The following is a 14769-nucleotide window of genomic DNA, read 5'->3' as shown; positions in this document are numbered from 1 at the left end:
CGGGATCAGAATTTGTAGCCGAGGCCGGCGCGGACCGTGTTGATGCTGGTGTCAATCGAAGAGGCAAAGCGCACGTATTCCCATTCCGCGCGCAGGAACAGGCCCGATATCAGCATCACCTCGGTGCCGATGCCGAACGAGTAGCCGTAGATCAAGTGGCTATACTGGCCGTCGGTAGCGCTGACATCGAACGGTACGTTCTGGAATCCCGGCGCGGCGGCCGGATTGACCTGAGTTCCGAAAACACGGGCGGTACGAATGATATCGGCCTGCCCTAGCGCTATGCCGGCAAACATATAAGGCAGGAACGAACCATACGCGTAAGCGCCGCGGACGCGAAGCGTTCCCATGTCGGAAATATTCATTCGCGCAGTCCCTTCATAAGTCGCGCCAACCGTGTACCCGGAAGGAAGCGTGAAGAACCGCGACATGCTGCCGGTCTGCGAGCCGCCGAACTTGCCGTGCGTGTAATTCAGTTCAACGCCTACGACGACGTCGGTCCACTGGAAGTTGTAGCCGACGAATCCGCCGAACCCCTCTCCGTGGGCCGAAACTTTTCCCATGATCGGCCACTCCGATATTCGCTGGACGTTCTCCATCTCCGTGCCGTCCAACAGGCGCGCCGCGATGGTCCTCGTTGAATTCGCAAAATTCATGTTGGAAGTGCCATAGGCGGCATGTCCACCGATGTAGCCGCCTTGCCAATTCACCGTGCTGGTGCTCAGCCCGTCGGTGAAACCGCCGCGGAGAAACGGCAGGTCCGGCATATCGGCCGCCTGGGCGACGCTCGCCGCTCCGCACAGCACAGCCACCAACAACAATCGACGCATCGCAACGCTCCATCGGAAACTCTGAACTTGCGCTGATCATCGCCTGTTAACCTTAACCAATCGTTGTTCAGGCCTCCGATTTGGCGAGATCTTGTCGAAAAGCCGACGAAGATTTTTCATCTGACGCCGCGTCCGCATCGGCATGCGCAAAAGCAAAACGGCGCGGGAAGCTCCCGCGCCGTTTGCAAATGTTAACGAAAGAAGGTCGCGATTAACCTTTGCGGATCAGCGGCGGCGGCGCGTAGACCTGTGGGCTGGTCAGATCCCAGCGCACGCCGAGCTTCAGGTCGTGCGAGGTGATGTTCTTGAAGGTCATCGGGTTGTTGATGGTGCTGACGCCATCGAAGGTGCGGAGATCGCCGGTCAGTCCGTCGCCCATGTCGAGATAGCGATAGGCGAGCTCGACGGTGAAGTTCGGCGTGACCTGGTAGGCGAGACCGGCATGCACGGCCCAGGCGAAATTCCACTTCGCGAAACTGTCGCCGTGCGCCAGGCCAGCCAGTGCGGGGCCGGGAGGGAACGGGTTGCTATTGATGCTCTGATCGGTGAAGCCGTTGATCGCAACCCGCGCGCCGCCGACGCCGGCGCCGATGAACGGGGTGATGCACCACCAGGTGCCGAGATCGACATAGGCGTTGGCGAGCACGACCCACTCGTTCTTGGTCGCGTGATAAGTATCGGTGCCGACACCGCCGACATAGGTGATGCGATCGGTACCGAAGAACTGCGAATTGCCGCGGTATTCACCGGTCACGTCAGCGCGGAACCAGTTGTTGACCTTGTAACCGACGCCGAGGCCGAAGATGCCAGCGGTAGTGAAATTGTTGGTCTGCACCGACGAGGTAAGGGTGGCATCGAGCGCGTTGTTCAGACGATCGACCCGCTGATTGCTGAAGCCGATATCGCCGCGCAGATACCAGCCGCCGAAATCCTCGACCACCGGGGCCGGAGCATAAGGAGGCGGCGCAATCGCCATGTCGGCAGCAAACGCCGCCGAGGACAACAAAGTGGCCGCTCCTGCGGCAATGAATGACTTAACGCTACGCATGGGCTTCGTCCTTTTGTCCGGTGAGGCTGACTGCGAAAAAATCCTCACTTCAAAAACTCACGGACGGACGATGGCATTAAATGCTTAAGCGGCGCTTAACCCTAATTTTTAAGGTTGACAATCTCTGACTTTCTTCGCGGCGATGTTTGCGACGCGAGTTTCGATGCATTTGCAACACGACAAGCGACAGCGTCATACATCCTAACGATGTATTGAGAATCGGCGTGTTGCCGCGCCGTTAAGACTTTGTTGATGCGGCGAGCTACGCCTCGCCTCGCGATAATTCGTCAGCGCGCGTGCTGCGGCATCTTCGGCAGGAACACCGCGAGCAGACCGAGCGCCGGCAGGAATGCGCAGAGGTGATAGACGAAGGCGATGCCGGTGTGATCGGCAAGCCTGCCGAGCACCGCCGCGCCCAGTCCGCCGATGCCGAAGGCGACGCCGAAGAACACGCCGGAGATCATCCCGAAGCGATGCGGCATCAGCTCCTGCGCGAACACGATGATCGACGACGTCGCCGATGAGATAATCAGGCCGATCAACACCGTCAGCACCGCGCTGCCGACGAGGCCGGCATAGGGCAGCGCCAGCGTGAACGGCAGCGCGCCGAGGATCGAGAACCAGATGACGTATTTGCGCCCGAAGCGATCGCCGAGCGGCCCGCCGAAAAATGCGCCCACCGCATTGGCGGCAAGAAACAGGAAAAGATAGAGCTGGGCTGCCTGCGTCGACACCTGAAACTTTTCGATCAGATAGAAGATGTAATAGCTCGACAGGCTCGATACGTAGAGCTGCTTCGAAAACAACAGCGCAACCAGCACCGCGAGCGCGATTCTGACGCGCCGGGAATCCGGCAGGTCCGGATGACGTTCCACCACAGCCGATTTCTTCGTCGTGATCTGCGGCTTGTACCAAACGCCGATACGCCACAGGATCACGATCGCCAGAAACGCGATCGACGAGAACCAGGCGATCGAGGGCTGGCCGAACGGTACCACGATCAGCGCGGCCAGCACCGGTCCCATCGACGTGCCGAAACTGCCGCCGAGCTGAAACACCGATTGCGCGAAGCCGTAGCGACCGCCGGAAGCCAGGCGCGCGATCCGCGCCGACTCCGGATGAAACACCGCCGAGCCAAGCCCGACCAGCGCCGCCGCGATCAGGATGATCGGATAAAGATGCGCGACGCTGAGCAGCAGCAAGCCGAAAAACGTAAAGCCCATGCCGATCGCGAGCGAGAACGGCTGCGCCTTCTTGTCGGTGAAGTGCCCGACGACGGGCTGCAGCAGCGACGCGGTGAACTGGAACGCCAGCGTGATCATGCCGATCTGCGCATAGTCGAGCGCGTAGGCGTCCTTCAAGATCGGATAGACCGAGGCGATCAACGACTGCATGGTGTCGTTGAGGAAATGCGAGAAGCTGATGCCGGCGAGCACAATGTAAGCCGGCCCTGCCACGGCCGCTTTCGCAGCGAGCCCCGGCGCCGCGTCCGACACAACCACCGGCGCGGTCGCGGTTTCCTCCGTTACGATGACGGGCTTGTTCAACGGCGCATTCCCGAAAAGGATTCGTGGACGCAATGCCGCGTTTTACGCCGCACGCCCGGTTGCGACCAGCAGCAATAGCCGATAGCTGCGATGCGCTCCTGCGCACCGCCGATCAGCAATTGCGCGTCCTTTGGATAAAGCGTGCTTATGCCGCCGCGGCGTGGCCGAGCGCGTTGACGATCTGGTCGACGACTTCCTCGACCAGGAGGCGGTCGTCGCCCTCGCCCATCACGCGGATCACAGGCTCGGTGCCGGACGAACGGACCAGCAGCCGGCCGTGGCCGTTGAGGCGATTCTCGCCGTCCATGATCGCCGATTTCACCTCGGCGTGGTCGAGCGGCTTGCCGGAGCGATAGCGCACGTTCTTCAAGATCTGCGGCAGCGGGTCGAAGCGATGGCAGACCTCCGACACCGGGCGGCGCAGCTTCTGCACCACGGCCAGCACCTGCAGCGCGGCGACGAATCCGTCGCCGGTCGTGGCGTAGTCGGAGAGAATGATATGACCTGAGGGTTCGCCGCCGAGATTGTAGCCCTGCGCGAGCATCTGCTCGAGCACGTAGCGGTCGCCGACCGGGGTACGCACCATGCCGAGCCCCTGCCCTTCAAGGAAGCGCTCGAGGCCGAGGTTGGACATCACGGTGGTGACGATGCCTGGCTTGGCGAGACGGCCCTCTTCATTCCAGCTCTGCGCGATCACCGCGAGCAACTGGTCGCCGTCGACGACGTGGCCGCGCTCGTCGACCAGGATGACGCGATCGGCGTCGCCGTCGAGCGCAATGCCGATATCGGCGCGCATCTCGCGCACCTTCTTGGCAAGCGCCTCCGGTGAGGTCGAGCCGCATTCCTTGTTGATGTTGAAACCGTCAGGCTCGACGCCGATCGCGATGACGTCTGCGCCCAATTCCCACAGCGCTTCCGGCACCACCTTGTAGGCCGCGCCGTGCGCGCAATCGATCACGACGCGAAGGCCGTCGAGCGAAAGCTCGCGCGGCAACGTGCGCTTGGCGAATTCGATATAGCGGTCGTGGACGCCGTCGATGCGGCGGGCGCGCCCGAGGCTGGCACTCTGCGCCAAGCGACGGTCGATCGGCTCGTCGAGCAGTTGCTCGATCTGCTTCTCGACATCGTCGGACAGTTTGAAGCCCTGCGGACCGAACAGCTTGATGCCGTTGTCCTCGAACAGATTGTGCGACGCTGAAATCATCACGCCGAGATCGGCGCGCATCGACTTGGTCAGCATCGCGACCGCCGGCGTCGGCATCGGGCCGAGCAGCAGCACGTCCATGCCGACCGAGGTAAATCCGGCCACCATGGCGTATTCGATCATGTAGCCGGAGAGACGCGTGTCCTTGCCGATGACGACGCGGTGGCGGTGATCGCCACGCTGAAACACCAGGCCGGCCGCCTGCCCCACCTTGAGTGCGAGCTCCGGCGTGATCAGACCATTTGCGCGGCCCCGAATTCCGTCGGTACCGAAATATTTGCGGCTCATGTGACCCCCAGCCATTCCAGGTCTTCAGGCCATCACGGCCACGAATCCCGAACGCCTCCATCGTAGCGTGCTGGGGGTTATAATCCTTCGCCCGCTAAAATGGCTTCAAAAAATATGATGAATCATTACGGCCATTGGCGGCCAAAAGGCAATATAACTATTTGTTATATCTGGATATTCACGCCAGGCAGCCATCGGCCTGCCGGCTTAACCGCGCCGCTTGACGTGCTGGTCGCCTTTCGAAGGCGCCGGCTGGGTGACATTGACCGGGTCGGATGCCGGAAAGGTCTCTTCCAGCCCCTCCTCCAGAGCGTCGTCGAGCCGGCGCTTTTCCTCGCGATCGGCCGGGCCGGTCTCGGTGGGGGCGGCGCTGCGTGGTCCGGTCATGGGATGTTCTCCCGGGAATGGCGCCGCGAGATGCGATTTGGCTGGCCATCCAACCATGCTAGATGACGACGCAGCGAAGAAGTTTCAAGAAGGGCCGGGACGTCCATGAAGCACATCACCTGCATTGAGGATCTGCGCCAGTTGCACAAGCGCAGGGTTCCCAAGGCGTTTTTCGACTACGCCGACCGTGGCTCCTACACCGAGGACACGCTGCGGGCCAATTCCGAGGATCTGCAGCAGATCAAGTTCCGCCAGCGCATTCTGGTCGACGTCTCCAAGCGCGATCTCTCCACGACAATCCTCGGCGAGCCCGCCGCGATGCCCTTGATTCTCGCCCCGGTCGGCCTGCTCGGCATGCAGCATGGCGACGGCGAGATCCATGCCTGCCGCGCCGCGCAGGCCGCCGGCATTCCCTTCACCCAGAGCACGATGTCGATCTGCTCGATCGAGGATATCGCAGCCAGCGTCGACAAGCCGTTCTGGTTCCAGCTCTACGTGATGAAGGACCGCGGCTTCATCAAATCGCTGATCGAGCGCGCGATTGCGGCGAAATGCTCGGCGCTGGTGCTGACCGTCGATTTGCAGGTGATCGGCCAGCGCCATCAGGACATCAAGAACGGCATGACGGTGCCGCCGGAATGGTCGCTGTCGAAGCTGATCGATTTTGCGAGCAAGCCTTCATGGGTCGCTGGTGTGCTGCGCGGCAAGCGCCGTACCTTCGGCAACATCGTCGGCCACGTCAAAGGCACCGAGGATCTCACCAAACTCTCGGAATGGACGGCCTCGCAGTTCGATACCTCGCTGAGCTGGAAGGACCTCGACTGGATCCGCTCGATCTGGCCGGGCAAGCTGATCCTCAAAGGCATTCTCGACGTCGAGGACGCCGAGGAAGCCGCCAAGACCGGCGCGCAGGCGATCGTGGTCTCCAACCATGGCGGCCGCCAGCTCGACGGCGCGCCGTCCTCGATCGAGGTGCTGCCCGAAATCGTCGATACCGTCGGCTCGAAGATGGAGATCATGTTCGACGGCGGCATCCGCTCCGGCCAGGACGTGGTGCGCGCGCTCGCGCTCGGCGCCAAATCCTGCATGATCGGCCGTGCCTATGCCTATGGCTTAGGGGCTGGCGGCGAAGCCGGCGTCGCCAAGGCGCTCGACATCCTGGCCAAGGAAATGCTCACCACGATGGGGCTGTGCGGCGTCAATACGATTGCCGAGATCGACGATCGCGTGCTGGCGGTTTGAGACGTTCATTGTTACGGCGTCATTCCGGGATGGTCCGAAGGACCAGACCCGGAATCTCGAGATTCCGGGTTCGATGCCTTGCATCGCCCCGGAATGACCCTTCGGGTCACATCGGCGGTGTGATCCCGTCGCGGCCGACATTGACGCGGTTGGCTTCCAACATGCCGTCGTCCTTCTTCACCGCGCCGAAGATGATGATCTTCGCGCCCGGCTTTAGTTCGGACTTGTCACCGGCGACGAAGGTGACAACAGGCGTATCCGGCGGCACCACGACTTTCTTTTCGCCGTCCTTGTATTTGACCAAAATATTCTGCCCGTCGGTGCCCTTCACCGTCTGGGCGACGGTGGCGTTGGTCATGGTCGAGTTCGGGCGTTGATCCCACGGCCGAAAACCTTCGGCCGCGCCGCGCTGGTTCTCCGGGAAGATATGCACCGCGACCGCCTTCTGGGTGCCGTCCGGCTCCGGCATGCCGGTGACGCCGATATAGGAGCCTTCCTTGATCTCGGACAGCGCGGTCTTCGCCACGCCGAACACGGCGACATTGTCGGTGAGACGGACCTTCATGTCGGCGCCCTCGCGCGACTTGATCGACAGCATGGACCCGTCGACGGCCTCAATGGTGCCGCGAATGCGCACCGTCGGCGACTGCTGTGCCCAGACCACTGATCCGAGCAGGGTGACAAAGGTCAGCGAGGCCGCGAGCACGCGCGGCCATGAAGAACATTTCGGCATGGTAGTCCTCCCAAAGTTGGATCGGCGCCCAATCCAACGCCAACACCGGGAGGAAATGCCTATTCCACGGCTGGCGCCCCGCCTACCGATCATCAAGGCGTGATCGGGTTCAGGCGCGCCGGCGCCAATCATGTATTCGTGAGATCGGCTTCGACGAGCGCACGAAGCTCCGGCGTCACCTCGGGACGCCGTCCGAACCACAGTTCGAATCCCCGCACCGCCTGATGCAAGAGCATGCCGAGCCCATCGGCGGTCTTCAGCCCCCGCGCGCGCGCAACGGTCAGCAGCGGCGTGTCGAGCGGCACATAAACGAGATCGGCGACGACGGCGCGTGACGGCAGCCGGCCGACATCGAGTTCCAGCGGCGGCTGGCCCTTCATGCCGAGCGAGGTCGTATTCACCAGAAGCCCGGCGCGCGGCAGGAGATCGGCGAGCACATCCCACGCCACCGGCAACACGCTCGCGCCGAACTGATCCGCCAACGCGCGCGCGCGCGCCATGGTGCGATTGACGAGATGAATGCGCTTGACGCCGCGTTCGCGCAGCCCAAACACGACGGCGCGCGACGAACCGCCGGCGCCCAGCACCAGCGCATCCTCCGCCTGGTCCCAACCGCTGGCGCAGGCGTCGAGATTGTTGATAAAGCCTTCGACGTCGGTATTGGTCGAGCACAATTCGCCGTCCGCGAACCACAGCGTGTTGGCGGCGCCAACTGCGCGGGCCCGCTCGTCCGGCTTCGACAGCGCAAGCGCGCGCTCCTTGTGCGGGATCGTGACGTTGGCGCCGACAAAGCCGCGCAGCGACAGGCGGAAGATGAAATCCTGAAACTCGTCGGGCGGCACCGCCTCAATGACGTAGCCGCCCTCGATGCCCAGCGTCCGCAGCCAGTGATGATGGATCAACGGCGAGCGCGAATGCGCGGCCGGCCATCCGATCAGGCACGCGGCGGGGGGTTTAGGCACGGCAATAGCCTCCTCCAAAGACGTCGATGGCCGGGATAAACCCGGCCACGATTATCAATTTATCTTCTGCTGAAATGAGTCAAGCCGCGCGCTGGCCGCCGCAGACGGAGCTGCGGCGGCCAGGCCGGCACACTCACGCCGCGACGCGGTGCGCGGCGATGATCTGGTCAGCGGCGCGGCCGGTGACCTCGGCCATGCGGTCGAACTGGCGGATGAACCCGCCGGCGCCGGCGGTGGCCGAGCGCAGCTCCACGATCAGATCGCCGATCTCCGCCTCCGGCATGGTGGCGCGGACACAGTCCCATCCCGGCCAGCCCTCGCGGGTGTCGAAGCCGAGAATCTGGCCGCGTCGCGCCGACAGGATGGCGTTGATCTTCGCCGTCGCTTCCGTCGGGCAGACGATCTCCACCATGTGGATCGGCTCCAGCAGCACCGGCTGGCACTGCGGCAGCGCCTCGGTCATGCCGATTCGCGCTGCGGTGCGGAACGCGAGATCGGACGAATCGACGCTGTGATAGGAGCCGTCGATGAGCGTGACCTCAACATCGATGACGGGAAAACCGAGCGGACCCTTGGCGAGGCCGTCGACCACGCCCTCTTCCACCGCGCCGATGTAATTTTTCGGCACCGCGCCGCCGACCACCTTTTCGTGGAACTCGAAGCCCGAACCCCGCGGCATCGGCTTGATTTCCAGCACCACGTCGCCGAACTGGCCATGGCCGCCGGATTGCTTCTTATGACGGCCGCGCTGGGTCGTCGGTTTGCGGATGGTCTCCTGATAGCCGATCGCCGGCGGCTGCGATTTGACGTTGACGCCGAAGCGGTCGCGCAGCCGCTCGAGCGCCACGCGCAGATGCATCTCGCCCTGCCCCCACAGCACGATATCGTGGGTGCGCTGGTTCTGGATCATCGTTAACGACGGATCCTCCTCGTTCTGCCGCAGCAGCGCTTGGCCGAGTTTGACATCGTCCTTGCGATCGGCCGCCGACAGCGACATCGCCAGCACCGGCGGTGTCGGCGCGATCTGCACCAGTGCCGCCGGCGCGGTCTTGCCGCTGGACAGCGTGTCGCCGGTCTTGATCGCGTCGAGCTTGCCGAGCGCGATCGTCTCGCCGGCTTCCGCCACGGCACGTTTGGTATCGTGCGCACCGTTGACCGCGAGAATGCCGGACACCCGTCCGGCTTCGCCGGAGGAGGATTGCAGGGTCGCGCCGTCGTCGAGGTGGCCGGCGAGCAGCCGCGTCAGCGACAGCTTGCCGCCGTGCTGCAGATGCAGCGTCTTGAACACATAGGCCAGCGCCTCCTTTTGCGACGATGCGCCGAGGCGTTTCGCCGTTTCAACAACGCCGGGTGATTCATGCCGCAGCGCCTTCATCAGCCGCAGCACGCCGTTTTCGCGGCTCGCGGCGCCCAGCAGAACCGGGCAGATCAACCCTTCGCGCAATTCGCGGGCGAGATCGTCGAACACCGCATCGCGCGGCGGCTGGATGTCTTCCAGCAACTGCTCCATCAACGCGTCGTCGTGATCGGCGAGCTTTTCAAGCATCGAGAAGCGCGCTTCCTTCTCGCGGTCGAGATCGCCGCCTTCCAGCGCGATCACTTCGGAAGGCTTGTGCTCGCGGTAGACGAAGGCGCGCTCCAGTGCGAGGTCGACAAAGCCTTCGATCAAGTCGCCGTTCCAGATCGGAATCTGCCGCAGCACCAGCGGCACGCGCGAGGCCGGCTGCAGGGTCGCCAGCGTTTCGCGGATGCGCTTGTTGGCGCGGTCGATCTTGTTCAAAAACAGAAAACGCGGAATGCCGAGATCTTCCAGCTCGCGCAGGATGATCTGCAGTTGCGGCAGCTTCTTCTCGTCCGCCTCGCAGACCACGACCGCGGCATCGACCGCGGGCAATGCGGCGCGCATGTCATGCGCGAACTCGACCGAGCCGGGACAATCGATAAAGGTGTAACTGTCGCCCATGAAGGTGGTGGTGGCGGCGCTTAAGGCCACGCCCATCTTGTGATGGCGCGCTTCGGGGCTGGCATCGCCGACGGAAGTTCCGGCATCGACGCTGCCGGCACTTTTAATGGCGCCCGTTCGCGCCAGTATGGCTTCTAGAAGTGTGGTTTTACCGCTCTGGAAAGGGCCCACCAGCGCAATGCACCGTGGACCTTGGGGACTTCTGACGTCTTGTCCCATTGCCGCCTCCCTGTTTTGGAGCTCGGCCCGTGATTGGGTCGGCAACCTCTGATGCTCCGCCTGTCGCAACGATTTGGCAAGCGGGAAAACGTCGCTGCGGTGCGAGGTGGGACCAAAGGCCGGACACGTCATTGCGAGGAGCAAAGCGACGAAGCAATCCATTTTTCCCCGTGCGGTGAAGTGGATTGCTTCGCTTTCGCTCGCAAATGACGGGGCGAGGGCCCCGACCACCTTCCCGGCCGGAGTTTCAGGCGTTCCAATCCGGCAGCAATGCTGACCCCGACCTAGCCCAGGACGCTCAGCGGCAGCAACGCGATCAAACTCGTGTGTTTTGTGCCCCGCTCCCACTACTTGCCAGCGGGCTTGAATGCATCTTTCATCAGGTCCATCAGTGAAGACGGCGCCGGATCATCCGGCCCCTGTCCGGGGACTGGTCGGAATATTGCGTTCAGTATCAGCACACGCTCTCCATCCTGCATTTTCGCCTCCGGCGTGCCAACGAGCGTCAAGAACGTTCGTAAGATCATCTCACGCTGGCGCGCATCGGACGCCAGTGAAAAATTGTCAATCACAAACCGACCCAACATCCTAAAAATCCAAGCGAGAGCCACGAAACCGAGCGCGACGATCAACGCAGCCAGATACGTGTATTCACCGGTATGCTCATTCTTCGGAAGTAAGCTCCACATGTTGATCTGGTACACTGAAAAGAACACCGGAAATGCAGAGATCAGCGCGACTATAGTGAGAAAGCCGATCGTATAAGCCCAGGTGTGGCGCTTAGCCTTTTCACTCCAAAGCGAATTTGCACTCTTGAAAATCCCATCCTCACGTGTTTTTGCGATAACCGCTTCAAACTCTTGAACCTTCAAACGGAGCTCCTGCTCACTGGACGCAATCATTGATTCGGCTTGGTGAGCAGTGTCTACAAGACCATGAACGTATTCGAGGTCCGGCGTGGCCGCATCTGCTAGACCACGGAGGACTCGCGGATCCTGAAAGAATGAAACAGACGGGTTAACCGTGAGGTGTCCCGTGCCTATGGCAACCTTGCTTAGCCAGTAAACTATCGTTTCGACGTGAAGCCAGATGTCATCGTTCGAACCTATACTAAGCTCATCACCGTCAACTCCGAGAAGCGGTATTGTCGACGTGACCACGAACGTACCCGTTACGTCATCCTCAACCAGGGTAAAGAGTTCGGCGTCCTGTTTGCGAAGGGTATTTTCATAGCCTCGCATCACTTGCCCATAGTTTGAAATTGAGGGCGTGCTGGGTAGTCGATCATTGATCGAGTTGATAATGTCTGACCAGCGTTGGACTTGCTTGTCTCTAAACTCCTGAGCCTCAGTACCTTGCGTAGCGTTGAAGGATGCTACGAATGGTTGCCATTCACAGCCGAGAATTGGCACAGCGCCTTTCGCAATGAAGTAATTGTCACAAACTGACTTCCCGTTTCGACGGGCAGGATGCGATTGAGCTCGGCTGCTCTGCTAGCAAGCTGGTGGAGACTGCCCCTAGTGCAATCTACGCGCGAGGGATGTCTACCGACAAGGGTTTTTACGTCGTCGGGCGCATGGCACGATGCGATCTTGGATCAGGGCCCGCAGCGTACCCTTGCCGGAAGGGAGCCTTTATCGTCCCGGTCGCAGTTCCAGGGCTTCCAATCCGGCGGCAATGCTCACGCCGACCTGGCCCTGCACGCTGAGCGGCTGCAGCGCGATCGAGTTCGCCGAGCCGCCGACCAGCACGTTGCCGCCGACGCCGACGCCAAGCGTCGCGCTGCCCTGCGCGCCGACATAATCGCCGGAAAGGCCACCGGGGCCGAGCCGCGCAACAGGTGCGAACACGCCCCAGGCCAGCGCCGATTCCTGGGTGATGCCGAGATCGAGTCCGACTTTGCGGATGGTGGCGACATAGCGATCTTCCGGCATCCCTTCTGCGCGCAGCACGCAACCAAGGTGAGTGACGGAACCGACGATGAAACCGACGCTGGCGCCGCCACGGCACTCCAGCACGCCGACCTGCACGCGCTGCTGCTGTGCACCGGCGCCGCCGATGGATGAAGCCAGCGCAGCGAGAACGGCAGCGGCGAGAACGAGAGAACGACGCATGAAGTAAGCTCCGGCTGAAAAACTGTGATGCGAGCAGAGAATCAGGAAAAGGCCGTGCCCGCGGGGCTTGCCGTTCTATGCCACAACATCACAGGTCGTACCAGAATGGCGGAAGCTGAAGCGGGCAGTCTCCATTTGCTCGTCATTCCGGGGCGGCGCGAAGCGACGAACTATGGTGCGCAGTTGCCCACCTGAGAATCTCGAGATTCCGGGTTCGATGCTGCGCATCGCCCCGGAATGACATCAACAAAAAGGCCCGCTTGCGCGGGCCTTTTCCTTAAACGTCATCCTCAACCGCGGCGGTGATGCCGGCGATGGTGCCGGCGCGGGCCGAACTGCACCGGTTGCAGTTCGATGCCGGCGATGCCGGCGGCGACGTTCAATCCGGTCTGGCCTTGCAGGCTGATCGGCTGCAGCGCATAGGCGTTGGCGGGACCGCCCACCAGGAAGTTGCCGCCGCCGCCGACGCCGATCGATGCATTCGCGCCGACGCCACCATAGCTGCCGGCGAGTTCGCCGCGCCCGAGCCGGCTGTTCGGCGCACTGACTGCCCAGGACAACTGGGTCTGCTCGGTGACGCCGAGATCGAGACCGATGCGGTGCACGGTGGCGATGTAGGGTTCAGGCCGGCGGCCTTCGCTGCGGAACACGCATTCGAGGCTGGTCACCGAGCCGACCACGAAGCCGACATTCTGGCCGCCCTGGCATTGCAGGATGCCGGCGCGAACCGGCGGCGCCGCGTCAGCGCTCGCAACCGGCGCGAGCAGCGCAAGCGTGGCGAATGTCAATGTCAGGAAGCGCATGTGTCCCAGTCTCCGCATGTTGATGAACAAATTTAGCGGAGCGGACAGGATGGAAGCGCCGTGTCGAAAACATGGCGCTTCCTCAAGAAGCCGTCAAAACATCGCGCTGTGCTTCACGCGCGATGTGATTTGACTATTTCAAATTGCCACAAAAGCGCTGGATGCGTTTGCAGGCCTCTTCGAGGTCGGAGGTGTTCGTCGCGTAAGAAATCCGGAACGCCGGGCCCAATCCGAATGCGGAACCCTGCACGACGGCGACGCCTTCGCTCTCCAGCAATTCCGTGACGAAATCCTCGTCATTGGCAATCACCTTGCCCGAAGGCGAGGTCTTGCCGATGGTGCCGGCGCAGGACGGATAGACGTAGAACGCGCCTTCCGGCCGCGGACATTCGATGCCCTTGGCCTGGTTCAGCATCGAGACCACGAGGTCGCGCCGCTCCTTGAACATCTTATTGTGCACCGGGATGAAGTCCTGCGGACCGTTCAACGCTTCGACGGAGGCCCACTGCGCGATCGACGACGGGTTCGAGGTCGATTGCGACTGGATGGTCGCCATCGCCTTGATCAGGTCGGCCGGGCCGCCGGCGTAACCGATGCGCCAGCCGGTCATGCAATAGGCCTTCGACACGCCGTTCACCGTCAGCGTGCGCTCGTAGAGTTTCGGCTCGACCTGCGCAGGCGTCGCGAACTGGAAGTCGTCATAGACCAGGTGCTCGTACATGTCGTCGGTCATCACCCAGACATGCGGATGCTTCACCAGTACGTCGGTGATCGCCTTGAGTTCGGCGCGCGTGTACGCTGCACCGGTCGGGTTCGACGGCGAGCACAGGATGATCCATTTGGTCTTCGGCGTGATCGCCTTTTCAAGATCCTCGGGCCGCAGCTTGAAGCCACTCGATGCCGGGCACACGACGGGGACCGACTCGCCGCCGGCCAGCGCCACCATTTCCGGATAGCTGACCCAGTACGGCGCCGGGATGATCACCTCGTCGCCGGGATTGAGGGTTGCCATCAGCGCATTGTAGAGCACCTGCTTGCCGCCGGTGCCGACGATGACCTGGTTCGGCTTGTAGGTCAGGCCATTCTCGCGCCGGAACTTGTTGATGATGGCTTCCTTCAGCTCCGGAATGCCGCCGACATCGGTGTACTTGGTCTTGCCGGCCTCGATGGCGCGGATCGCCGCCAGCTTGATGTTGGCGGGCGTGTCGAAGTCCGGCTCGCCGGCGCCAAGTCCGATGACGTTGCGGCCCGCCGCTTTCAGCGCGCGCGCTTTATCCGTGACCGCGATGGTCGCGGACGGCTTCACACGGGCGAGCGCGGCGGACAGGAAGGGCATCATGATCTCCTGGCAAACGTCGTGACTTCTGAAATTCACGACTCTTTTTGATGGGAACGCTGCACCCTAAGGCGCTGCGCGCTGCATCGCAAG

13 protein-coding genes are annotated in these 14769 nt (G+C 62.3%); 1 reads left to right on the top strand and 12 read right to left on the bottom strand.

Annotated elements, in window-relative coordinates:
* Nucleotides 1-5: 5 nt before the first annotated feature.
* The 5 genes from V1277_RS20970 to V1277_RS20950 all read right to left on the bottom strand — a co-directional run bounded on the left by V1277_RS20970 (nucleotide 6) and on the right by V1277_RS20950 (nucleotide 5304).
* Nucleotides 6-830: an outer membrane protein gene (locus tag V1277_RS20970; RefSeq protein WP_334417913.1), complete on the bottom strand. Its 825-nt coding sequence runs from the start codon at nucleotides 828-830 to the stop codon at nucleotides 6-8.
* Between the two features lie 211 nt (nucleotides 831-1041).
* Nucleotides 1042-1878 carry an outer membrane protein gene (locus V1277_RS20965; RefSeq protein ID WP_334417912.1) on the bottom strand — a complete coding sequence of 279 codons (837 nt, stop codon included), beginning with the start codon at nucleotides 1876-1878 and terminating at the stop codon, nucleotides 1042-1044.
* A gap of 287 nt (nucleotides 1879-2165) precedes the next feature.
* A complete protein-coding gene (locus V1277_RS20960; RefSeq protein WP_334417911.1) occupies nucleotides 2166-3425 on the bottom strand; it encodes an MFS transporter in 1260 nt (419 codons plus the stop codon).
* Nucleotides 3426-3570: 145 nt separating this feature from the next.
* Nucleotides 3571-4917, bottom strand: coding sequence for a phosphoglucosamine mutase (glmM, locus tag V1277_RS20955; protein ID WP_334420422.1), 1347 nt, complete (start codon nucleotides 4915-4917; stop codon nucleotides 3571-3573).
* Nucleotides 4918-5124: 207 nt separating this feature from the next.
* The gene (locus tag V1277_RS20950) at nucleotides 5125-5304 is read right to left on the bottom strand and encodes a hypothetical protein (RefSeq protein ID WP_334417910.1); all 180 of its coding nucleotides are present in this window, start codon (nucleotides 5302-5304) and stop codon (nucleotides 5125-5127) included.
* Between the two features lie 105 nt (nucleotides 5305-5409).
* Here V1277_RS20950 and V1277_RS20945 point away from each other — a divergent pair, with 105 nt between their 5' ends.
* Complete coding sequence (locus tag V1277_RS20945) at nucleotides 5410-6546, top strand: alpha-hydroxy acid oxidase (protein WP_334417909.1); 1137 nt, start codon at nucleotides 5410-5412, stop codon at nucleotides 6544-6546.
* Nucleotides 6547-6652: 106 nt separating this feature from the next.
* Here the strand turns inward: V1277_RS20945 and V1277_RS20940 are convergent, their stop codons facing one another.
* The 7 genes from V1277_RS20940 to V1277_RS20910 all read right to left on the bottom strand — a co-directional run bounded on the left by V1277_RS20940 (nucleotide 6653) and on the right by V1277_RS20910 (nucleotide 14676).
* The gene (locus V1277_RS20940; RefSeq protein WP_334417908.1) at nucleotides 6653-7279 is read right to left on the bottom strand and encodes a hypothetical protein; all 627 of its coding nucleotides are present in this window, start codon (nucleotides 7277-7279) and stop codon (nucleotides 6653-6655) included.
* 128 nt (nucleotides 7280-7407) lie between these two features.
* Nucleotides 7408-8247, bottom strand: a complete 840-nt coding sequence (locus V1277_RS20935; protein WP_442894590.1) for a shikimate dehydrogenase — start codon at nucleotides 8245-8247, stop codon at nucleotides 7408-7410.
* Between the two features lie 127 nt (nucleotides 8248-8374).
* On the bottom strand, nucleotides 8375-10423 hold the full coding sequence (locus V1277_RS20930) for an elongation factor G (protein WP_334417906.1): 2049 nt from the start codon (nucleotides 10421-10423) through the stop codon (nucleotides 8375-8377).
* Nucleotides 10424-10770: 347 nt separating this feature from the next.
* Nucleotides 10771-11835, bottom strand: a complete 1065-nt coding sequence (locus V1277_RS20925; protein ID WP_334417905.1) for a DUF6161 domain-containing protein — start codon at nucleotides 11833-11835, stop codon at nucleotides 10771-10773.
* A 222-nt stretch (nucleotides 11836-12057) separates the two neighbouring features.
* Complete coding sequence (locus V1277_RS20920) at nucleotides 12058-12537, bottom strand: DUF992 domain-containing protein (RefSeq protein WP_334417904.1); 480 nt, start codon at nucleotides 12535-12537, stop codon at nucleotides 12058-12060.
* A 290-nt stretch (nucleotides 12538-12827) separates the two neighbouring features.
* Complete coding sequence (locus tag V1277_RS20915) at nucleotides 12828-13340, bottom strand: DUF992 domain-containing protein (RefSeq protein ID WP_334417903.1); 513 nt, start codon at nucleotides 13338-13340, stop codon at nucleotides 12828-12830.
* A 133-nt stretch (nucleotides 13341-13473) separates the two neighbouring features.
* The gene (locus V1277_RS20910) at nucleotides 13474-14676 is read right to left on the bottom strand and encodes a pyridoxal phosphate-dependent aminotransferase (RefSeq protein ID WP_334370119.1); all 1203 of its coding nucleotides are present in this window, start codon (nucleotides 14674-14676) and stop codon (nucleotides 13474-13476) included.
* Between the last annotated feature and the right edge of the window lie 93 nt (nucleotides 14677-14769).

The sequence above is a fragment of the Bradyrhizobium sp. AZCC 1588 genome (assembly GCF_036924735.1).
In the GTDB taxonomy this organism is placed as follows: domain Bacteria; phylum Pseudomonadota; class Alphaproteobacteria; order Rhizobiales; family Xanthobacteraceae; genus Bradyrhizobium.
The sequence above is the reverse complement of the archived record's forward strand: the minus strand, read 5'-3'. Positions and strand labels throughout refer to the sequence as shown.